Here is a 20,340-nt window from a genome sequence, read left to right on the forward strand (position 1 = left end):
GAGATCAGGCGTCGTCGTCGCCCGTCTGACCGCCGCCGAGCTGCAGCGCCAGCGCGTAAAGGTCCTTGCGCCGTGCGCCGCTGATTTCGGCGGCCAGGCGCGCGGCGCGCGAGGCCGGCAACTCGCCGAGCAGCAGTTTCAGCACGCGTTCGCCTTCACTCTGGCGACGGTCCGAGGCTTCGGCGGCGCCGCCGATGACGAGCACGAATTCGCCGCGCGTACGGTTGGCGTCGGCCGCGAGCCAGGCGGCGATGCCGGCCGCGCTGTCGCGGCGGCTTTCCTCGTAGAGCTTGGTCAGTTCGCGCGCCAGGCACAGCGGGCGTTCGGCGCCGAGCACGGCGACGATGTCGGCGAGCGCTTCGGCGATGCGGTGGCTCGATTCGTAGACGATCAGCGTGCGCGTCTCGGTGGCCAGCTCGGCGAGGCGTTCGCGGCGCGCGCCGGCCTTGGCCGGCAGAAAGCCCTCGAACACGAAACGGTCGCTGGCGATGCCCGACACCGACAGCGCCGCGATCGCGGCGCAGGGGCCGGGCACCGCCAGCACCGGCAGGTTCGCGTTGCGCGCCGCGCGCACGACGGCGAAGCCAGGATCGGAAATCAGCGGGGTGCCGGCGTCGGACACCAGCGCCAGCGCGTCGCCGGCCTGCAGGCGGGCGACGAGCCGGGCGCAGACCTCGTCCTCGTTGTGCTCGTGCACGGCGATCAGCGGCTTCTTGATGCCGAAGTGCGTGAGCAGATGGGCAGTGTTGCGCGTGTCCTCGGCGCAGATCGCGGCGACGCCGCCGAGCACTTCCTGGGCGCGCGGCGAGAAGTCGTCGAGATTGCCGATCGGCGTGGCGACCACGTAGAGATGGCCGGCGGCGATTCTCGCGGGAGCGCTCATGCGGTAGCAGCGTAGGGGCGTGTCATACTTCGCATTATGGTGCTGAAAGCTCTATTGCCCAAAACCCTCGCGGCGCTGTTGCCGGCGCTGATGTTCGCCTGCTCGGAGATCCCGGAGCGGCCGCCGAGCCCCGCGCCGCGCGCGCAGGTCTCTGTGCCACCGCCGTCCGCGCCGCGCCTGCCCGCGGCCAGTGCCGCGCCGGCGCCGCTGGCATCGCGTGGCGAGCCGGGTCTGGCCCTGCTGCTGCCGCTCAGCGGCAATTTTTCGGTGACCGCCGAGGCGGTACGAGACGGTTTCCTGAGCGCCTCGTTCGATGACGCCGCGCATCCGCGCGTGCGGATCTACGACATCGGCGCGACGTCCGACAGCCTGCGCGCCGCCTACCAGAAAGCGCTCGCCGACGGTGCGACCTTCCTGGTCGGGCCGCTGCGCAAGGAAGACGTCGCCGCCGTCGCCGGCTTCGTGCCGCCGGTGCCGGTGCTCGGCCTCAACTATCTCGACGCCGGCGTCAGCGCGCCGTTCAATTTCTTCCAGCTTGGTCTTGCGCCGGAAGACGAGGCACGTGCCGTCGCCCGGCAGGCCCAGGCGCTCGGCCAGCGCCGGGCGCTGGCGCTGGTGCCGGACGCGGACTGGGGGGCGCGCGCGCTCGACGCGCTCGACGAGACGCTGCGCGCCGGCGGCGGGCAGGTCGTGCGCGCGCAGCGCTATGCGCAGGGCACCATCGACCAGTCGAAGGCAATCGCCGAGCTGATGGGCATCAGCGCCAGCGAGGAACGCCATCGCGCGCTGACCGCAGTACTCGGCAGGAAGAGCGAGTTCGAGCCGCAGCGCCGCGGTGACGTCGATCTGATTTTCCTCGGCGCGCGAAGCCAGGACGCGCGGCTGCTGATTCCGCAGCTGCGCTTCAACCGCGCCGGCGACCTGCCGGTCTACGCGACCGCGCTGGTCTACGACGGCAAGCCGGCCGCCGATCTGAACGGTCTGCGTTTCTGCGACACGCCGTGGTGGATCGGCGAAGGTGAGGCGCTGGCCGCGCAGAAAGCCGCGGCGGCGTCGCTGCCATCCGGCGGCACGCGGCTGTTCGCGCTGGGCCGTGACGCCTACGCGCTGTCATCCGGTCTGGCGCGCGGCAGCCTGCACGTCGGCGACGTCGTCGACGGCGTCAGCGGCCGTCTCGAATGGCGCGGCGCGAGCGTGATCGGTCGCGAGCTCGCCTGCGTGCAGATCAGCGGCGACGGCCTGCGTCCGCTGACGCCGTGAACGGCGCCGCCGCCGAGGATGCCGCGCTGCGGCTGCTTGAGCGGCGGGGCCTGAAGCTGATCGCGCGCAACGCGCGCTTTCGCGGCGGCGAACTCGATCTGGTGATGCGCGAGGACGAGACGCTGGTCATCGTCGAAGTGCGCGCGCGTTCGGCGAGCCGCTACGCGAGCGCCGCCGAGTCGGTCGACGCACGCAAGCGTGCGAAGATCGTGCTCGCCGCACAACTGTTCCTTGCCGCCCATCCCGAACATGCCGAGCGCGCGGTGCGCTTCGACGTGGTCACGTTCGACGACGGCCGGCCGCAGTGGATCGCCGGCGCTTTCGAAGCCTGATGTTCCCGGCCACGCAGCCCTGGGGGCTTGCCTCGGATTGGAGCCGGCGCGCCGGCGCGCCACAATACGCGCCTTCACCATCGGAACGACCATGACCGAATCGGCTATCGAGCAGCGCCTGCGCGGACATTTCGAGGCCAGCATCGCGGCCCAGCAGGCGACGCTGGCGCGCGAGATGCCGGCGCTGCTGCGTGCCGCCGCAGCGCTGGCCGACGCGCTGCGTGCGGACCGCAAGATCCTGGCCTGCGGCAACGGCGGCTCGGCGGCGGACGCACAGCATTTCGCCGCCGAGCTGACCGGCCGTTTCGAGCGCGAGCGCCGCGGCCTGCCCGGCATCTCGCTGACGGTCGATACCTCGGCGCTGACTGCGATCGGCAACGACTACGGTTTCGAGCGCGTGTTTGCCAAGCAGGTCGAGGCGCTGGGCCGCGAAGGCGACTGGCTGCTCGCGATTTCGACCTCCGGCCATTCGCCGAACGTGGTGCGCGCGATCGAGGCCGCGCACGCGCAGGGGCTGCATGTGCTGGCGATGACCGGCAAGGACGGCGGGGCGATGGCGCAGATGCTCAAAGCCGGCGACGTCGAGCTGCGCGCGGCGGCGAACGTCACGGCGCGCATTCAGGAGGTGCACATCGTGCTGCTGCACTGCCTCTGCGATGCGATCGACGAACTGCTGTTTCCGACGCGCTGAGGAGCCATGAGCACGGCCGCCGCAGTTCCCGTTGCGCCGCCTGCGCTGCCGGCCGCGGCGATCGAGCGCCTGCGCGCGGCGCTGTCGCCCGAGCGGCTGCTGACCGATCCGGGCGAGTGCCTGGCGTACGGCTACGACAACTCCAAGCGCGTCGCGCTGCCGCAGGCGGTGGCGTTCGCGCTGACGCATGACGAAGTTCTTGCTGTCGTGCAGGCCTGCAATGCGTTCGGCGTCCCGCTCGTGGTGCGCGGCCGCGGCACCAACACGACCGGCGCGACGGTGCCGATCGCCGGCGGGGTGGTGCTGTCGCTGGAGCGCATGAACCGCATCCTGCGCGTGTCGCCGGGCGATCGCCTGCTCGAATGCGAGGCCGGTGCGCTCAACGGCGAGGTGCAGAAGGCGGCGGGCGAGCACGGCCTGTTCTGGGCGCCCGATCCGACCAGCCTCGCGTACTCGACGGTCGGCGGCAATCTCGGTTGCTGCGCCGGCGGCCCGCGCGCGGTGAAGTACGGGACCGCCCGCGACAACGTGCTCGGCCTGCGCGCGGTGACCGGCGCCGGCATCTCGATCAAGACCGGCTGCACGACGACCAAGGGCGTCGTCGGCTATGACCTCACGCGCCTGCTGGTCGGCAGCGAGGGCACGCTGGCGATCATCACCGAAGCGACGCTCAAGCTGCTGCCGAAGCCGCGGGCCGCCAAGACCTTGCGTGCCTGCTATGCCGACGTGAAGGCCGCCGCCGAGGCGGTGGCGCGCGTGATGAATCAGCCGGAAACGCCGAGCGCGCTGGAGTTCATGGATGGCGACGCGGTGCAGCTCGCCGAGGCGTATCAGCGTACCGGCGTGCCGGCCGGCACCGGCGCGCTGCTGCTGATGGAAGTCGACGGCAATCCGGAGTCGATCGACGTGGCGCTGCGCGCCGTCGTCGCCGCGGCCCAAGGGCCCGGCCTCGTCGAGCTGAAGACGGCCGCGAACGAGGCCGAGACCGAGGCTTTGTGGGCCTGTCGCAAGGCGCTGTCGCCGAGCTTGCGCAAGATCGCCCCGAAGAAGGTCAACGAGGATGTCGTCGTGCCGGTGACGCGTATCCCCGAGCTGGTCACGGGGCTCGCGGCGCTGTCATCGAGGCACGGCATCCGCATCGTCAACTTCGGCCATGCCGGCAACGGCAATATGCACACCAACCTGCTCGCCGATCCGGAGGATCCGCAGCAGATGCAGGCGGTGCAGGCCTGTCTGCACGAGGTCTTCCGCCTGGTGCTCGATCTCGAAGGCACGCTGTCCGGCGAGCATGGCGTCGGCATCGAGAAGCGCGACTTCGTGGGCTGGGAGATCGCCAGCGACACGCTCGACGTCATGCGCGCGCTGAAGAAAACGCTCGACCCGAACGGCATCCTCAATCCGGGCAAGGCGCTGCCGGGGATCTGAGTGCGGGTCGTTTGCCGCTGGGGCGTCGCGGTGTGCGCCGCGCGCGGCGTGCGTCGGCCGCCGCCGCTTCCGCGGTACAGGGCTTACTTCACCACGCGCAGATTCGGCCGGCCGGGCTTGGTCGGTTTCGGCGGCTCGGGTTCGGTATCCGGGGCGGCGCCGGAGGCTGCGCTCTTCGCATCGCCCGGCTCCGTCTCGCCGAAGATCACGCCTTCGCCGTTTTCCCGCGCGAAGATGGCGAGCACGGCGCCGCTCGGCACCTGCACGTCGAACGGACGTCCGCCGAAGCGGGCCGAGAACCACAGCGGTTCGCTGCTGAGGTCGAGGCTCTGCACGGCGATCGGGCTGATGTTGAGCGTGATGCGGCCGTCCTGCACGAACTCGCGCGGTACGACGACGCCAGGATAATCGGCAGCGACGAGCAGGTGCGGCGTGTAGCCGTTGTCGCTGGCCCATTCGTGAATGGCGCGGATCAGGTAAGGGCGGCGGGACTTGGACATCGTGGCGAACCGTGCACCGTGGTTTAGCGAAACGCCGATTGTACGGCGGGACGCGACAACAGTCGTTCCGCGTAGCGCTGGAATCCGGCGTCGGGCAGCTTGAGGCCGAGCGCCGGTAGCGTGCCGATCAGTGCGGCCCAGGCGCAGTCGGCGAGGTTGTAATCCATGCCGAGACACCAGCCTCGCGTCGAGAACAGCCGCGAAGCGCCGGCCAGCGCTTCCTGCAACTGCTTGCGCGCCGCCTTCGACTCGACGGCCTTCGGCGCAATGCGAATCGCTTCGGCGAGCGGCAACAGCTCATGGTCGAGGCGCAGCAGCAGCATGCGCACGAGTGCACGCGCCGACGGGTCGGGCGGCAGCAGGCGCGGGTGCGGATAGCGCTCGTCGAGGTACTCGACGACGATGCTGGCCGGATACAGCACGGCGTCGCGGTCGACCAGCGTCGGCAACTGTCCGGAAGGATTGAGCACGAGCAGATCATGGTGTGGTTTGCCGGCTTCGATCCACTCGATACGCGCGCCGTCGACATCCTTTTCGGCCAGCACGATGCGCGTCCAGCGGCTGTGCAGTTGCTCGCGCGAGCAGAACAGCGTCAGCCCCGCCCGCGGCGCCGGACGCGCATCCATGACGTAGCGGCTCTTGCCGGGAATGGCCATCAGCGCTGTGGCATCGGGTTCATGGGCAAAGATTAACCGCTAAAGCCCGCGCTCCCCAAATGCCGGCCGAGGCCGAAACGAAAACGGCGCCGCGCGGAAGAGCTTCCGGGCGGCGCCGCAAGGCCGGCGATGCGGACGGCTAGTGCACGTCCTTCCACCACTCGCGCTTCATGAAGTACGCGAGCACCGAGAACAGGATCAGGAACAGCACCACCTTGATGCCGACGCTGATGCGGTGCTCGCGCCCGGGTTCGGCGGCGTAGGTCATGAAGTTCACCGTATCGGCAACGAACTTCTCGTACTCCTTCGGCGCGAGCTTGCCCTTGGCGACGAGCTCGAACTGCGGGCCATGCGCCTCGCCGTGTGCCGCGGCGGCCTCGCCCTCGGCGGCGTGCGCCTCGGACTTGACCTGCAGGCCCTGCAACTCCCAGAGCACATGCGGCATCGAGGCGCCGGGCAGCACGAGGTTGTTGGTGCCGAGCGGACGGGTCGGATCGACGTAGAACGTCATCAGGTAGCTGTAAACCCAGTCCGGGCCGCGGTAACGCGATTCGAGCGTCAGATCCGGCGGCTGCTGGCCGAACCAGGTCTTCGCCGCTTCCGCCGGCATCGCCGACAGGATGTGGTCGCCGACCTTGTCCGACGTGAACATCAGGTTCGCCTTGAGCAGGTTCTCGGGAATGCCGAGATCCTGGCCGAGGCGGCTGTAGCGCAGGTGCCGCATCGAGTGGCAACCGGAGCAGTAGTTCATGAAGTTGGCGGCGCCGCGCCGCACCGAAGCCGTGTTGCCGGTGTCGGGCTCGAAGGCGTACGGCAGGGCGTGGCCGCCGGCGGCAAAAGCCTGGCCCGCGACCGCGAGCGTGGCGGCGGCCAGCAGCGAGTGCAGGCTGATCTTCAGCATGGCCTTAGTGAGCTTCATAGGTCACGCGCTCCGGGACGGGCTTGGTCTTGTCGATCTTCGTGTAGAACGGCATCAGCAGGAAGAACAGGAAGTACACGACGGTGCCGATCTGCGAAATCGTCGTGCCGAGGGCGCTCGGCGGCTGCATGCCGAAGTAGTTCAGCAGCACGAAGCTGACCGTGAACAGCGCCAGGGCGATCTTGAAGATCGGCCCCTTGTAGCGGATCGACTTCACCGGCGAGCGATCGAGCCAGGGCAGGAAGAAGATCAGCGCGACCGCGCCGAACATCACCAGCACGCCCCAGATCTGCGTGCCCGCGAACGACGGCGTTGCACGCAACATCGCGTAGAACGCGCCGAAGTACCAGGCCGGCGTGATGTGTTCCGGCGTCGACATCGGATTGGCGGGCGTGAAGTTGGGCTTCTCCAGCAGATAGCCGCCGCCGTCCGGCGCGAAGAACACGACGCCGAGGAAGATGATCAGGAACACGCCGACGCCGGCGATGTCCTTCACGGTGTAGTACGGGTGGAACGGAATGCCGTCGAGCGGAATGCCGGTGTTCGGATCCTTGTGCTTCTTGATCTCGACGCCGTCCGGATTGTTCGAGCCGACTTCGTGCAGCGCGATCAGATGCGCGACAACCAGGCCGACGAGCACGAACGGCAGCGCGACGACGTGTAGCGAGAACAGGCGGTTGAGCGTCGCGTCCGAGGGGATGTAGTCGCCCTGGATCCAGATCACGAGGTCAGGGCCGACGAACGGCACCGTGCCGAACAGGTTGATGATGACCTGCGCGCCCCAGTAGCTCATGTTGCCCCACGGCAGCACGTAGCCGCAGAACGCTTCGGCCATCAGCACCAGGAAGATCAGGCTGCCGAAGATCCAGATCAGCTCGCGCGGCTTGCGGTGCGAGCCGTAGAGGATGCCGCGGTACATGTGCAGGTAGACGACGATGAAGAACGCCGAGGCGCCCGTCGAATGCAGGTAACGCAGCACGTTGCCCCAAGGCACGTCGCGCATGATGTACTCGACCGAGTCCCAGGCCTGCGCCGCGTCCGGCTTGTAGTGCATCGCCAGCCAGATGCCGGTCAGCAGCTGGTTAACCAGCACCAGCAGCGCCAGCGAGCCGAAGAAGTACCAGAAGTTGAAGTTCTTCGGCGCGTAGTACTCGGAGAGGTGATCCTTCCACAGCTTGGTCAGCGGGAAGCGATCGTCGATCCAGCCGAGCAGGCCGGTCGTCTTGTACGGGTTCGGTGTGATCGCCATTTACGCCACTCCCTTCGGGTCTTCGCCAATGACGATCCGGGTGTCGCTCGCGAAGCGGTAGGGCGGCACGACCAGATTCAGCGGCGCGGGCACGCCCTTGTAGACGCGGCCCGAGAGATCGAACTTGGAGCCGTGGCACGGGCAGTAGAAGCCGCCCTGCCAGTTCGAGTCGATTTCCGGCGCCGGGTGGTCCGGGCGGAAGGTCGGCGAGCAGCCGAGGTGCGTGCACGAGCCGATCAGCACGAGCAGTTCGGGCTTGATCGCGCGGGCTTCGCCCTTGATGTAGTCGGGCTGCTGCTTCTGCTTGGATTCGGGATCGAGCAGGCTGCTGTCGACCTTCTTGAGCCCGTCGAGCATTTCGGACGTGCGGCGTACCACCCAGACCGGCTTGCCGCGCCACGCGACGGTGACGCGCTGGCCGGATTCAAGCGTGCTGATGTCGATTTCGACCGGCGCGCCGAGCGCCTTGGCTCGCTCGCTGGGCTTCCACGATGCGAGAAACGGCACGGTGGCTGCCACGACGCCTGCGCCACCGACGACGGCGGTGGAGAGCGTCAGGAACCGGCGCCGGCCGGGATCCACGCCTTGATTGCTCATTCCTTAGGGCCTCTCTACGTGTTCTAGTCAATAGCCGCAGGCTTGGGTCGGGCCCGCGCGAGACGCAGCGCCCGCCAAACCATCGCAGTATAGCGGCCGTTTGTCATCGAACGTAAGCATGGCCGCGCCCCAATCCGGGGCGTCTGTCGCAGGGCCTGAGAATCCGCTGAAGGCAAGCTCCGAACGCATGAGGAGCAACGCCGGACGCGCCGGCGATGGGCCTTCACGGGGCGTGCGTTTGCGCGCTTGCGGTGCGCGCGCGGCTTCAGGTCAACAGGCCTCGCAGCGCGGCGAAACGGACGACCTCGGCGGTGTTGCGCAGGCCCAGTTTCTCCATCATGCGGGCGCGATGGTTCTCGGCCGTCTTCACGCCGATATCGAGAATCTGCGCGATTTCCTTGGTCGTCTTGCCCTGGATGACGAGATGGAAGGCCTCGCGCTCGCGAGCGGTGAGGCTCGCATAGGGATCATCGCCATGATCGCGCGAGCGGTGCTGGCGCTCGGCCAGTGCCTTGGTCGCGCGCGGGCCGAAATAGGGCTTGCCGGCGTGAATCGACTTGATCGCCGTCATCAGTTCGGACACCGAGGTGTCCTTGTTGAGGAAGCCGTTGGCGCCGGCGCGCAGGATCGGCAGGATGTATTCGTCTTCCTCGTGCACGGTCAGCACCAGCGTACGGGTGCCGGGCAGCTCGGCGCGCACGCGCTTGACGACTTCAAGGCCGGACATGCGCGGCATCGAAATGTCGGTGACGACGATGTCGGGCTTGGTCTTGCCGGCCAGCGACACCGCTTCATAGCCATCGGCGGCTTGCGCGACGACCTGGCACTCCCCGGTTTCCTCGAGCATCGAGACCAGGCCCTCACGAACGATGGTGTGGTCGTCGGCGACCAGCAGGCGGATCGGATTCATAGCGTCGTCGTGGCGTCCGTATCGGGACCGTCGAGGGTGAGCGTCAGTTGCACCACTGTACCTTGGCCGGGTGCCGAGCGGATTTCGACGCGGCCGCCGAACAGCTCGGCGCGGTCGCGCATGCCGCGCAGCCCGGAGCTGGACGCGTTGCGCTCGGCATGCGCGACCTGGGCGGTATCGAAGCCGTGACCGTCGTCCTCGACGCGCAGGATCAGCAGCATCGGCGTGTGCTTGATCAGCACGCGCGCCGAGCGCCCGTCGCTGTGGCGGATGACGTTGGTCAGGGCTTCCTGCGTGATGCGGAACAGCAGGGTCTCGACGTCCGGGTGCAGACGCTGTTCGTCGAGTTCCGAATGAAAGCTGATGTGCAGCCCGGCGCGTTCCGAGAGCGTGCGTGCGAGCCAGGCGAGCGCCGCATCGAGGCCGAGGTCGTCGAGCAGCGTCGGTCGCAGCAGGCGCGACAGCTCGCGCGTGTCGTGCAGTGCGCCGCGGGTGATGTCGAGCGCGTCGGCGAGGCGGTGCTCGAGGCCCAGATTGCCGGCGCCACGCGCATCGTCGTAAATGCGCTGCAGCTGGTTGGCGAGCGCGGTCAGGGTCTGGCCGATGCCGTCGTGCAGATCGCGGGCGAGGCGGCGGCGCTCTTCCTCCTGCACATGCCAGACCGACTTGGCGAGCGTGCGAAAGCGCTTCTCGCTGCGAACCACCGATTGCAGCAGACGCTGGTTGTCGGCGGTCAGCTCCTGGACCTGGCGCAGGACCGCGAGGCGGAAGGTTTCCGGGTCGTCGGCGCGTGCATCTGCGGCGCGATCGTCCGCGCCTGTCGCCGATTGCCGCAGCACATCCATTTTCAGTGCGTCTGCGGCCCGATCGCGTTCAGGCTCGCCTCGAGGCGATTGAGCGCGCTGCGCTGACAGGCGGCGGCGAGCGCCAGCGCCGCCTGACCGGCGAGCGCGTCGAGGATTTCGAAGTCGAGTTCGTTGAGCGCGCGGCCGCTGTCCTCGCGCAACAGGCAGAACGCGCCCTGACGCTGTGCGCCGAACTCGAGCGGCAGGCTGATCACCGCCGGCGCGGCCTGCTGTGGAGCGGCGAGGAGTTCGCCGCCGGGGCAGGCCAGTCCGCGGCGCCCTTCGAGCAGCGCGCAATGCAGCGCGCGGGACGCCGTGCCGAGCACGGCGTCGAGCACGTCCTGCCCCGGCAGGGCATGCGCGCAGGCGATTTCGAGGACCGTGTCGTCGCGCAACTGCACGACGAAGCCGCCGCGCGCGCCGATCACGCCGCAGGCGGAGCGCAGCGTGTTGTCGAGAATCTGCTGAACCGTGTCATCCGCCGATGCCGGCGCCCATGCAATTCCGGCGGGCGCTTGCTCGACCGGCGCGGCGCGCCGCCGGCGCAGGGCGGATCGCGGGAACGCTCGTACGCCGCGCAGGCGCGCGACCATCGGGTGTCGGTTAAACAATGATTGTTCTCCTGGAGGCCTGCGTTATCGCAAGCTCCATGCCACAGCTTGCGACTCCTCTTCCGCAGCTTCTTCATCCTCGGGGTCATGAACGCCCCGTTATGGAGCGAGTGTAACAGAAGCTTCGCAAAGCCCCCCGCCGTTCGTCGGGGCTGCGGCGTCGGCCGGGCCAGTGTCGCGAAGCGCCACGACGCCGTCCAAGAAGTGCTCGTGATGTGCTTATTCGACGTCGAGGCCGAGCTTCTTGATGCGATAGCGCAGCGCCCGGAACGACATGCCGAGCAGCTCCGCGGCGCGTGTCTTGTTGTAGCGCGTCTTCTGCAGCGCCTCGCGGATCGCGCGCTTCTCGATCTCCTCGATCTGGTCGCCGAGGGCGGCGATCGCGGGGGCGGCGACCGTTGCCGCCACCGGCGTGGCGTCGCGCAGTTGCAGGTCCGCCGATGAGATCCGCTCGCCGTCGGACAGCGTGGCGGCGCGCTCGAGAATGTTCTCGAGCTCACGGACGTTGCCGGGAAACGGGTAAGCCTGCAAAGCGGCGAGCGCCGAATCGTCGAGCGCCGGCTGACGCTGCAGGCCGAGGTCGCGCGCAAGCTTGGCGAGCACGTGGCGCGCCAGCATCGGAATGTCGCTGGCGCGGGCGCGCAGCGGCGGCGTGCGGACCTCGATGACATTGAGCCGGTAATACAGGTCCTGGCGGAACTGTCCGGCGGCCACCAGATCGGCGAGGTTCTTGTGCGTCGCCGAGATCACGCGCACGTTGACCGGCACTTCCGCCTCGCTGCCGACCGGCCGCACCGCGCGCTCCTGCAGGGCGCGCAGCAGCTTGACCTGCATGTGCGCCGGCAGGTCGGCGACTTCGTCGAGAAACAGGGTGCCGTTCTCGGCGGCCTGGAACAGGCCGGCCTTGTCGCGGTGCGCGCCGGTGAAGCTGCCCTTCAGGTGGCCGAAGAACTCGCTCTCCATCAGCTCCGACGGGATCGCGCCGCAGTTGACCGGCACGAACGGGCCCGCCGCGCGCGGACCCTTGTGGTGGATCAGCTTGGCGACCAGTTCCTTGCCGGTGCCGGATTCGCCGGCGATGTGCACCGGCGCCTGACTGCGCGCCAGGCGCTCGATCAGCGCGCGCAGCTGGCGGATGCTTTCGTGCTCGCCGAGCAGGACCGGCTCGTCGCCGGCGCCGGCCGGCCCGGTCTCGGCGCGCAGCCGCAGCGCCGTGTCGACGAGCTTGCGCAGCACGGCAATGTCGACCGGCTTGGACACGAAGTCGAAGGCGCCGGCCTTCAGGCTCTCGACTGCGGCCTCGGCATTGCCATATGCGGTGATGACGGCGACCGGCGTCTGCGGGTACAGGCGGCCGATCTGCGCGACCAGTTCGATGCCGCTGCCGTCCGGCAGCCGCATGTCGGTGATGCACAGGTCGAAGTGCCGTTCGGCCAGTCGGGTCCGCGCCTCGGCGAGCGTCGCCGCCGCCGCCGTCTGCAGGTTCATGCGGCCCAGCGCGATCTCGACGAGTTCGCGGATATCCGGCTCGTCGTCGACGATCAGGACGGTGGCTTTGCTGGCGGTCATCGCGAGTCGGGACGCGGTTCGGGGGCGGAGAAGACGATGCGGAAACAGGCCCCGCGTGCGCGGCGCACATAGGCGAGGCGGGCCTGATTGTATTCGCAGAGCTCGCGCGACAGATAAAGGCCCAGGCCGGTGCCGGCGTGATGCGTCGTGAAGAACGGCTCGAAGATGCGATCGGCGAGCGCCGCCGGAACGCCCGGTCCGTCGTCGCTGATATCGAGGTAGGGCAGGCCGCTGGACGCCTCGACGCCGGCATCGAGGCGGACCCGCAGGGTCGCGCCGTCGCGCCGACCGTGCTCGAAGCTGTTGTCCCAGAGATTGCAGAGCACCTGCTGCAGCTGTTCGGGCGCGAAGGCGACGCTCAGCGCCGGCGGGATCTCGCCGAATTCGATCGGCCGCGGCTCCTGCGGATGGCTCTCGTGATACTGCGCGGCATAGCGGCGCAGCGCGTCGCGCAGAAGGAAGCTCTGCCGGCTGGCGCCGTCGCGACGGCTGATCTCCAGCACGTTGCGCACGATCTGCTCGATGCGGCCGGCATGCCGCTGGATCATTTCGAGCAGGCGGCGGTTGCCGGGATCGAGGTCCGGCTGTTCGGCGAGCAGCTGGCCGGCCTGGGTGATCGCCGACAGCGGATTGCGGATTTCGTGCGCGATGTTGGCCGACAGGCGGCCGAGCGCGGCGAGTTTCATCTGCTGCGCCTGAGCGTGCAGGGCGGCCGCGTCGTCGAGCATGATCAGCACCGGCGACTGCTCCGACCAGCCGAGCCGCGTGAAGCGCGGCAGCAGCGACAGCCCGCCCGGCGCCTCGACTGTGGCCGGCGGCTCCAGATCGAAGCCGTAGCGCCAGTCGTCGAGTGCGACCTGCAGCGCCGGCAGCGCGTCGGCGAGGCGCGCGTTGGCGTGGGTTGCGCCGGCGGTCAGGCGCAGCGCCGCGGCGTTGGCGGTACGCACGCGGCCGTCGGCATCGACCACCAGCACGCCGGACTGCATCGACGCGATGATGTTGTCGTTGAGACGCGTCAGATTGACGAATTCGCTGCCGACACGGGCGGCGACCGCTTCGCTGCGCCGTGCGCGCTGGCCGACCATCGCCGCCGTCAGGCTCGATGCGAAGAACATCAGTCCCAGCAACCCGGCCTGCGAGAAATCGCTGCTGTCGAAATAGAGCTGATGAAGCTGACGGAAGGTTTCCTCGCCGAAGATCGTCAGCGTCGCCGCGGCCGCGAGCACGGCCGCAAGCCGCGGCGCCAGCACCAGGCTGCAGCCGACCAGCGGCGGGACCAGCAGCACGCCGAGACCGCCGCCGACGCCGCCGGTGGTGTAGACGAGCAGGCCGATCGCCGCCAGATCGACGCCGAAGTGCAGCAGCGTCTGCGCGACCAGCGCGAAGCGTTCGTTCAGCGCCAGGAACTGCAGGGCCAGCGCCAGTCCGGCGTAGGCCAGGCAGCTGAAGCTGAACAGCTTCGGCGGTACCGACTCGAAGTAATCCGGCGCGTAGCCGAGCCGGAACAGGAACAGCAGCACCGCGACCAGCAGCAGCCGGTACGGGCCGAGAATGGCCAGGATGCGCCAGTCCTCGCTGCGACCGGCGGCGGCCTCGGGGCGGACCACCGCCTTATTCGCTGCAGCGACCGCAGAGGCCGGCGCGCGACAGCGAGCTGGCCGGCAGATAGGTGCTGCAGCGGGCGCAGCGCGCCATCGGTTCATAGTGCGCGGACGACGGCGCGCGCGGCGCCGGCGGCCGCTGTTGCGTGGTGGCGCGGCGCGCCACCGTCAGCAGACGCCAGACGATGTACAGGGCTGCGCCGAGCAGCAGGAGTCGGAAGAGATTCATCTACGCAAGAGCCGGAAGGCGGACACGGCATTCTATCGCCGCCGCGTCGCGGCCGGCGGCCGCCCGGCCGGGGGCCACCGGCCGGCCCGGCCAATGATTTTTGCGTCCCGCCCGCCCTCTGGGCGAGAATGCCGCGCGCTACGCACGCCCCAATCGGTTAACAACGCAATGAATCTCCACGAATATCAAGCAAAAGAACTGTTTGCGCGCTACGGCATCCCGGTCCCGCAAGGTCTGCTGGCGTCCAGCCCGGAGCAGGCGCGCGCTGCTGCCAAGCAGCTCGGCACCGAGAAAGTCGTCGTCAAGGCGCAGATCCACGCGGGCGCCCGCGGCAAGGCCGGCGGCGTCAAGCTGGTCGACGGCCCGGACGCCGCCGAGGAAGCCGCCAAGGCCATGCTCGGCAAGAACCTCGTCACCATCCAGACCGACGCCAAGGGTCTGCCGGTGAATTCGGTCTACGTCGAGAAGCCGTCGAACATCGCCCGCGAGCTGTACCTGTCGGCGCTCGTCGATCGCACCCAGGAACGGATCGTGTTCATGGCCTCGCCGGACGGCGGCATGGACATCGAAAAGGTCGCGCACGAGACGCCGGAACGCATCAAGCACGTGTTCGTCTCGCCGACCGCCGGCCTGCAGCCGTACCAGGCGCGCGAGCTGGGCTTCTTCCTGGACCTCAACAAGGAACAGGTCGAGCAGTTCACGAAGACCCTGACCGGGCTGTACAAGATCTTCACCGAGTGCGACGCCTCGCTGGTCGAGATCAATCCGCTGATCGTCACCGCCGAAGGCAACATCATGGCGCTCGACGGCAAGCTCAACTTCGACGACAACGCGCTGTTCCGCCAGAAGGAAATCGCCGCGCAGCGCGATCCTTCGCAGGAAGACGAGCGCGAGCGCCTGGCTTCGAAGTACGACCTCAACTACGTCACGCTGGAAGGCAACATCGGCTGCATGGTCAACGGCGCCGGCCTGGCGATGGCGACGATGGATATCGTCAAGCTGCACGGCGGCCAGCCGGCGAACTTCCTCGACGTCGGCGGCGGCACCACTGCCGAGAAGGTCACCGAGGCGTTCAAGCTGATCACCTCGTCGCCGGAAGTGAAGGCGATCTTCATCAACATCTTCGGCGGCATCGTGCGCTGCGATCTGATCGCCGAAGGCATCATCGCCGCGGTCAAGCAGACCGGCCTGAAGATTCCGGTCGTCGCCCGTCTGCAGGGCACCAATATGGAGAAGGGTCAGGCTCTGCTGCGCGAATCGGGTTTCGCGATCACGCCGGTTTCCGATCTCACCGAGGCGGCCCAGACCGTCGTCAAGCTCGCGCAGGGTAAGTAAGCCATGTCCATCCTCATCGACAAGAACACCAAGGTCATCTGCCAGGGCTTCACCGGCAAGCAGGGCACCTTCCACTCCGAACAGGCGATCGCCTACGGCACCAAGATGGTCGGCGGCGTCTCGCCGGGCAAGGGCGGCGGCACGCACCTGAACCTGCCGGTCTTCAACACCGCGCACGACGCGGTCAATGCCACCGGCGCCGACGCGACGATGATCTACGTGCCGGCGCCGGGCGCCGCGGACGCGATCCTCGAAGCCGCCGACGCCGGCATCAAGGTGATCATCTGCATCACCGAAGGCATCCCGGTCAACGACATGATCAAGGTCAAGGCTACGCTGCGTGCCGAGTATCCGGACGCCGTGCTGGTCGGCCCGAACTGCCCGGGCGTGATCACGCCGGGCCAGTGCAAGATCGGCATCATGCCGGGCCACATCCACAAGCCGGGCAAGATCGGCGTGGTCTCGCGCTCGGGCACGCTGACCTATGAAACCGTCTACCAGACCACGCAGAACGGTCTCGGCCAGTCGACCTGCGTCGGCATCGGCGGCGATCCGGTTCGCGGCATGGGCTTCATCGACGTGATCTCGCTGTTCGAGAAGGATCCGGAGACCGAAGGCATCATCATGGTCGGCGAAATCGGCGGCTCGTCCGAGGAAGAAGCGGCGGCCTACATCAAGACCAACGTCAAGAAGCCGGTCGTCGCCTACATCGCCGGCGTCACCGCGCCGCCGGGCAAGCGCATGGGCCACGCCGGCGCGATCATCGCCGGCGGCAAGGGCACGGCGGACGAGAAGTTCGCGGCGCTCGAAGCGGCCGGCGTCAAGACGGTGCGTTCGCCGGCCGACCTCGGCGCGGCGATGCTCTCGCTGCTCAAGTAGCCCGGCGAGCAGCGTGGAGGGCGACGGCTTCGGCGAGAACTGACGCGAGTCGGTCCGGGTCAGGCCACCGCCCATGCGACTGCATGGGGTTCCAGCGTCGCGAATCTGCGCGCGGCTCGCGGTGTACCAGCAAACGGCGGCCTTCGGGCCGCCGTTTCGTTTCCGCGCTAAAGTCCTGCCCCATGTCGAACACACTCAAACTCGCGCTCGCGCAACTGAACCTCTGGGTCGGCGACGTCGAAGGCAACGTCCAGAAGATCATCGACGCCGCGACGCATGCGCGCGACGTGCTCAAGGCCGATCTGGTCGCGACGCCCGAGCTGTCGCTGATCGGCTATCCGCCCGACGATCTCCTGCTGCGCTCGGCGATGCCGCGCGTGATCGCCGAGGGCGTGCAGCGCCTGCTCGACGAGGTGCACGGCATCACCGTCATCGTCGGGCTGCCGGAGTACGCCGACGAGGCCGGCGAGCGCGTCATCTACAACGCTGCCTACGTGATCCGCGACGGCCGCGTCCTGGCCCGCACGCGCAAGCAGCTGCTGCCGAACTACGGTGTGTTCGACGAACGTCGCCACTTCCGCGCCGGCCGCGGCGGCACGCTGGTGTTCGAGCAGAACGGCCTGCGCGTCGGGCTCTGCATCTGCGAGGATCTGTGGGGGCCGAATCCGGCGGCGCTGGCCGCCAAGGCCGGCGCACAGCTGCTGATCAACATCAACGCTTCGCCGTTCGACATCGGCAAGACCGCGGCGCGCCGCCGCGTGTTCGATTCGCGCGCCGCCGAATCGGGCCTGCCGATCGCCTACGTGAACAGCGTCGGTGGCCAGGACGAGGTGCTGTTCGATGGCGACTCGACGGCCGTCGACGGCGACGGCCGGCTGGCGTTTTCGGCGCCGCTGTTCGAGGAGGGCGTGTTCCCGCTGTGTTTCGCCGACGGCCGCTGGCAGGACGCGGCGCGGCGTGAGGAACAGCCGCTCGAGGCCGTCGTCTATCGCGCGCTGGTGCAGTCGGTACGCGACTACGTCAACCGCAACGGCTTTCCGGGCGCGCTGATCGGCCTGTCCGGCGGCATCGACTCGGCGCTGGTCGCAACGATCGCCGCCGACGCGCTCGGCGCCGGGCGCGTCTGGGGCGTGTCGCTGCCTTCGCGCTACACGGCGGGCATGTCGAACGACGACGCGCGCCTCGAGGCCGAGGCGCTCGGCATCCGCTACTCGCTGCTGCCGATCGAGCCGGCGTTCGAGGCCTTCACCGGTACGCTGGCCGAGGCCTTCGCCGGCAAGCCGGTCGACCTGACCGAGGAGAACATCCAGTCGCGCTCGCGCGGCGTGCTGCTGATGGCGCTGTCGAACAAGTTCGGCCACGTGGTGCTGACCACCGGCAACAAGTCGGAAATGGCCGTCGGCTATTCGACGCTGTACGGCGACATGTGCGGCGGCTTTGCGCCGATCAAGGACGTCTACAAGACGCTGGTCTACCGGCTCGCGGTCTATCGCAACACGCTGGCGCCGGCCGGCCGGCCGGTGATCCCGGAGCGCGTCATCACGCGTCCGCCGAGCGCCGAATTGCGGCCGGACCAGAAAGATTCGGACTCGCTGCCGCCGTACGAGGTGCTCGACCCGATCCTCGAACTGTATGTCGAGAACCAGCTGTCGATCCCGGAAATCGTCGCGCGCGGTTTCGACGAGGCGACCGTCAAGCGCGTCGCTGGCCTCGTGCGCCGCTCCGAGTACAAGCGCCGTCAGGCCCCGCCGGGCCCGAAGGTCACGCGCTGCGCGTTCGGTCGCGAGCGGCGCTATCCGATCACGGCCGTCTACGGCGACATCTGAACGGCCGGCGGGCAGGCACCTGCGACCGGCGCTGTCCCCACGTGCGGCCGCAAACGAAAATGCCCGCCGGAAGGCGGGCATTTTCTTGCTGTCCCTGCAGCCGGCCGGCGGCTTCAGGAGGACGACGGCAGGTTCTGCGAAGCCGGCGCCTGCGGGGCTTCCGGTTCCGGCGCGGGCGTCGGAGTGGCCGGGCGGGCCGGCGGCGCTTCGGCCGGCGGCGGCACCCAGTTCGGGTTCATGTAGGCCTGATACAGCTTGTGGGCGTCGTCGGCCTGATCGTTGAGACCGATGCTGCGATACGCCTTCTCGAGCGCGGTGAGCGCTTCGACGGTGATCGGCGAGCCCGGGTACTGCGCGACGATCTGCTCGGCGCGCTTGGCGGCGGCGATGTACGCGCCGCGGCGCATGTAGTAGCGCACCACGGTCATCTCGTGGTCGGCGATGCGGTTGCGCAGGTCGATCATGCGCAGGCGCGCATCGCCGACGTACTTGCTGCTCGGGTACTTCTGGGCGAGCAGCTGGAAGTCGTCGAACGCGCGGCGCAGATTGGTGACGTCGCGCTTGGAGATGTCGGCGCCGAGCATGGCCTCGAAGCCGCGGTCGCGGTCGAAGTTGACCAGCCCCTTCAGATACTGGACGTAGTCGGCGTTCTGGTGGCGCGGGTAGTCGCGCAGGAAGTGGTCGGCGTCGGTCAGCGCCTCGTCCGACTTGTACGAGCGGTACTCGGCGTAGACTTTCTCGAGCTGACCCTGCACCGCGTAGTCGGTGAACGGAAAGCGGGTCGCCAGCGTCGTGTAGCGCTGGATCGCGGTGTTGTAGTCGGCGGAATCCAGCGCTTCGCGCGCCGCCGCGTACAATTGGCCGGCCTGCAGACGCTGTTCGCGCTGCGACACCTCGTCAGGCTTAAAAGGATTCCGGGCCGGCGCCTTGTCCGGATTGGAACTGCACGCGACAAGGCCGACGGCGGCCAGCGCCACGGCAAAATATCTGAATTTCATTGATGGCCAAACATCGAGCGATGTCCCAGGAGTATAGCTTGAGCCCCGCATCCGCGGACGAAGAAGACCTGCATCTGAGCGCCGAGGTTCCCGAGGCGCTCGACGGCAGCCGGCTCGACGTCGCCTGCGCCAAGCTGTTCGATGCCTATTCGCGGGCCCGTCTGCAGGGCTGGATCGAGGCCGGGCGCGTGCGCGTCAACGGCGTCGCCCAGCAGAAGACGCGCCATCCGGTCGCCGGCGGCGACCACCTCGAAGTCGACGCCGAGCCCGAGCAGGAGACCGGCGTCGCGCCGCAGGACATCCCGATCGAGGTGGTGCACGCCGACAAGGCGATCGCCATCATCAACAAGCCGGCCGGCCTGACCGTGCACCCGGGCGCCGGCCAGCGCGCCGGGACCCTGCAGAACGCGCTGCTGCACCATTTTCCGCAGACCGCGGCGGTGCCGCGTGCCGGCATCGTCCATCGCCTCGACAAGGACACCTCGGGCCTGCTGGTCGTGGCGCTGACGCTGAAGGCGCATCACAAACTCGTCGACGAGCTGGCGCGGCGCGAATTCACGCGCGAGTACGACGCCATCGTGCAGGGCGAGATGATCGCCGGCGGCACGATCGACGCGCCGATCGGCCGCCATCCGCGCGACCGCTTGAAAATGGCGGTCGTCGACGACGGCCGGCCGGCGGTCACGCACTACCGGGTGCACGAGCGCTTCGCGCAGCACACGCACGTGCGTGTGCGCCTCGAAACCGGCCGTACGCACCAGATCCGCGTGCACATGGCCCATATCCGCAAGCCGATCGTCGGCGATTTCCTCTACGGCGGACCGATGCGCGGCGCCGGCCTGCCGCCGCTGCTGCGCGACACGCTCAAGGCTTTCCCGCGCCAGGCGCTGCACGCGCGCGAGCTCGAGGTCACGCATCCGAGCAGCGGCAAGCGCATCGGTGCGGTCGCCGAGCCGCCGGCCGACATGCAGGATCTGCTGGCGCTGCTGCGCGCGCATGCGCGCGGCGAGCTGAAGTAGCCGCCG

The 20,340-nt window shown here is 68.6% G+C and carries 21 protein-coding genes; 8 read left to right on the forward strand and 13 right to left on the reverse strand.

Features of this window, described 5'->3' with window-relative positions:
- Positions 1 to 4: 4 nt before the first annotated feature.
- A complete protein-coding gene (rsmI, locus tag K343_RS0119550; RefSeq protein ID WP_028009495.1) occupies positions 5 to 883 on the reverse strand; it encodes a 16S rRNA (cytidine(1402)-2'-O)-methyltransferase in 879 nt (292 codons plus the stop codon).
- 54 nt (positions 884 to 937) lie between these two features.
- Between rsmI and K343_RS22970 the strand changes: the two genes are divergently transcribed.
- The 4 genes from K343_RS22970 (at position 938) to K343_RS0119570 (ending at position 4,591) form a co-directional block, all read left to right on the forward strand.
- Positions 938 to 2,143 (forward strand): penicillin-binding protein activator, encoded by a 1,206-nt coding sequence (locus K343_RS22970; RefSeq protein ID WP_051278738.1) that lies wholly within the window; start codon positions 938 to 940, stop codon positions 2,141 to 2,143.
- On the forward strand, positions 2,140 to 2,475 hold the full coding sequence (locus tag K343_RS0119560) for a YraN family protein (protein WP_028009496.1): 336 nt from the start codon (positions 2,140 to 2,142) through the stop codon (positions 2,473 to 2,475). Before K343_RS22970 ends, K343_RS0119560 begins: the two co-directional genes overlap by 4 nt.
- Before the next feature lie 91 nt (positions 2,476 to 2,566).
- Positions 2,567 to 3,166 (forward strand): phosphoheptose isomerase, encoded by a 600-nt coding sequence (locus K343_RS0119565; RefSeq protein ID WP_028009497.1) that lies wholly within the window; start codon positions 2,567 to 2,569, stop codon positions 3,164 to 3,166.
- A gap of 6 nt (positions 3,167 to 3,172) precedes the next feature.
- Complete coding sequence (locus tag K343_RS0119570) at positions 3,173 to 4,591, forward strand: FAD-binding oxidoreductase (protein ID WP_028009498.1); 1,419 nt, start codon at positions 3,173 to 3,175, stop codon at positions 4,589 to 4,591.
- Positions 4,592 to 4,674: 83 nt separating this feature from the next.
- On the opposite strand, the gene K343_RS0119575 is transcribed toward K343_RS0119570, so the two are convergent.
- The 11 genes from K343_RS0119575 to K343_RS22980 form a co-directional block, all read right to left on the reverse strand.
- The gene (locus K343_RS0119575; RefSeq protein WP_028009499.1) at positions 4,675 to 5,091 is read right to left on the reverse strand and encodes a ClpXP protease specificity-enhancing factor; all 417 of its coding nucleotides are present in this window, start codon (positions 5,089 to 5,091) and stop codon (positions 4,675 to 4,677) included.
- Between the two features lie 23 nt (positions 5,092 to 5,114).
- Positions 5,115 to 5,747, reverse strand: a complete 633-nt coding sequence (locus K343_RS0119580) for a glutathione S-transferase N-terminal domain-containing protein (protein ID WP_051278739.1) — start codon at positions 5,745 to 5,747, stop codon at positions 5,115 to 5,117.
- A 139-nt stretch (positions 5,748 to 5,886) separates the two neighbouring features.
- Positions 5,887 to 6,648 (reverse strand): cytochrome c1, encoded by a 762-nt coding sequence (locus K343_RS0119585; protein ID WP_084616008.1) that lies wholly within the window; start codon positions 6,646 to 6,648, stop codon positions 5,887 to 5,889.
- A 4-nt stretch (positions 6,649 to 6,652) separates the two neighbouring features.
- Positions 6,653 to 7,915 (reverse strand): cytochrome b, encoded by a 1,263-nt coding sequence (locus K343_RS0119590; protein WP_043113184.1) that lies wholly within the window; start codon positions 7,913 to 7,915, stop codon positions 6,653 to 6,655.
- On the reverse strand, positions 7,916 to 8,512 hold the full coding sequence (petA, locus tag K343_RS0119595; protein ID WP_028009503.1) for a ubiquinol-cytochrome c reductase iron-sulfur subunit: 597 nt from the start codon (positions 8,510 to 8,512) through the stop codon (positions 7,916 to 7,918).
- A 265-nt stretch (positions 8,513 to 8,777) separates the two neighbouring features.
- A complete protein-coding gene (locus K343_RS0119600) occupies positions 8,778 to 9,422 on the reverse strand; it encodes a response regulator (protein WP_020649545.1) in 645 nt (214 codons plus the stop codon).
- Entirely contained in the window at positions 9,419 to 10,267 is an 849-nt protein-coding gene (locus K343_RS0119605; RefSeq protein WP_028009504.1) for a sensor histidine kinase, read from the reverse strand. The genes K343_RS0119600 and K343_RS0119605 overlap by 4 nt, the downstream gene beginning before the upstream one ends.
- Positions 10,268 to 10,269: 2 nt before the next feature.
- Positions 10,270 to 10,878, reverse strand: coding sequence for a GAF domain-containing protein (locus K343_RS0119610; RefSeq protein WP_154662662.1), 609 nt, complete (start codon positions 10,876 to 10,878; stop codon positions 10,270 to 10,272).
- Between the two features lie 219 nt (positions 10,879 to 11,097).
- Entirely contained in the window at positions 11,098 to 12,540 is a 1,443-nt protein-coding gene (locus tag K343_RS0119615) for a sigma-54-dependent transcriptional regulator (RefSeq protein ID WP_436278820.1), read from the reverse strand.
- The gene (locus K343_RS22975; RefSeq protein ID WP_051278740.1) at positions 12,444 to 14,054 is read right to left on the reverse strand and encodes a sensor histidine kinase; all 1,611 of its coding nucleotides are present in this window, start codon (positions 14,052 to 14,054) and stop codon (positions 12,444 to 12,446) included. Before K343_RS22975 ends, K343_RS0119615 begins: the two co-directional genes overlap by 97 nt.
- Positions 14,055 to 14,058: 4 nt before the next feature.
- Complete coding sequence (locus tag K343_RS22980) at positions 14,059 to 14,277, reverse strand: hypothetical protein (RefSeq protein ID WP_043113185.1); 219 nt, start codon at positions 14,275 to 14,277, stop codon at positions 14,059 to 14,061.
- 168 nt (positions 14,278 to 14,445) lie between these two features.
- Between K343_RS22980 and sucC the strand changes: the two genes are divergently transcribed.
- The 3 genes from sucC to K343_RS0119640 all read left to right on the forward strand — a co-directional run bounded on the left by sucC (position 14,446) and on the right by K343_RS0119640 (position 18,317).
- The gene (gene sucC, locus K343_RS0119630; RefSeq protein ID WP_028009507.1) at positions 14,446 to 15,612 is read left to right on the forward strand and encodes an ADP-forming succinate--CoA ligase subunit beta; all 1,167 of its coding nucleotides are present in this window, start codon (positions 14,446 to 14,448) and stop codon (positions 15,610 to 15,612) included.
- A 3-nt stretch (positions 15,613 to 15,615) separates the two neighbouring features.
- Complete coding sequence (gene sucD / locus K343_RS0119635) at positions 15,616 to 16,491, forward strand: succinate--CoA ligase subunit alpha (RefSeq protein ID WP_028009508.1); 876 nt, start codon at positions 15,616 to 15,618, stop codon at positions 16,489 to 16,491.
- Positions 16,492 to 16,673: 182 nt separating this feature from the next.
- Positions 16,674 to 18,317: an NAD+ synthase gene (locus tag K343_RS0119640; protein ID WP_028009509.1), complete on the forward strand. Its 1,644-nt coding sequence runs from the start codon at positions 16,674 to 16,676 to the stop codon at positions 18,315 to 18,317.
- Positions 18,318 to 18,430: 113 nt separating this feature from the next.
- On the opposite strand, the gene K343_RS22985 is transcribed toward K343_RS0119640, so the two are convergent.
- A complete protein-coding gene (locus tag K343_RS22985) occupies positions 18,431 to 19,315 on the reverse strand; it encodes an outer membrane protein assembly factor BamD (protein WP_161628928.1) in 885 nt (294 codons plus the stop codon).
- A 38-nt stretch (positions 19,316 to 19,353) separates the two neighbouring features.
- Here K343_RS22985 and rluD point away from each other — a divergent pair, with 38 nt between their 5' ends.
- Complete coding sequence (gene rluD, locus K343_RS0119650) at positions 19,354 to 20,334, forward strand: 23S rRNA pseudouridine(1911/1915/1917) synthase RluD (protein ID WP_084616011.1); 981 nt, start codon at positions 19,354 to 19,356, stop codon at positions 20,332 to 20,334.
- Positions 20,335 to 20,340: the final 6 nt, after the last annotated feature.

Origin of the sequence: Solimonas flava DSM 18980 (genome assembly GCF_000426685.1) — a bacterium.
GTDB classification, from domain to species: domain Bacteria; phylum Pseudomonadota; class Gammaproteobacteria; order Nevskiales; family Nevskiaceae; genus Solimonas; species Solimonas flava.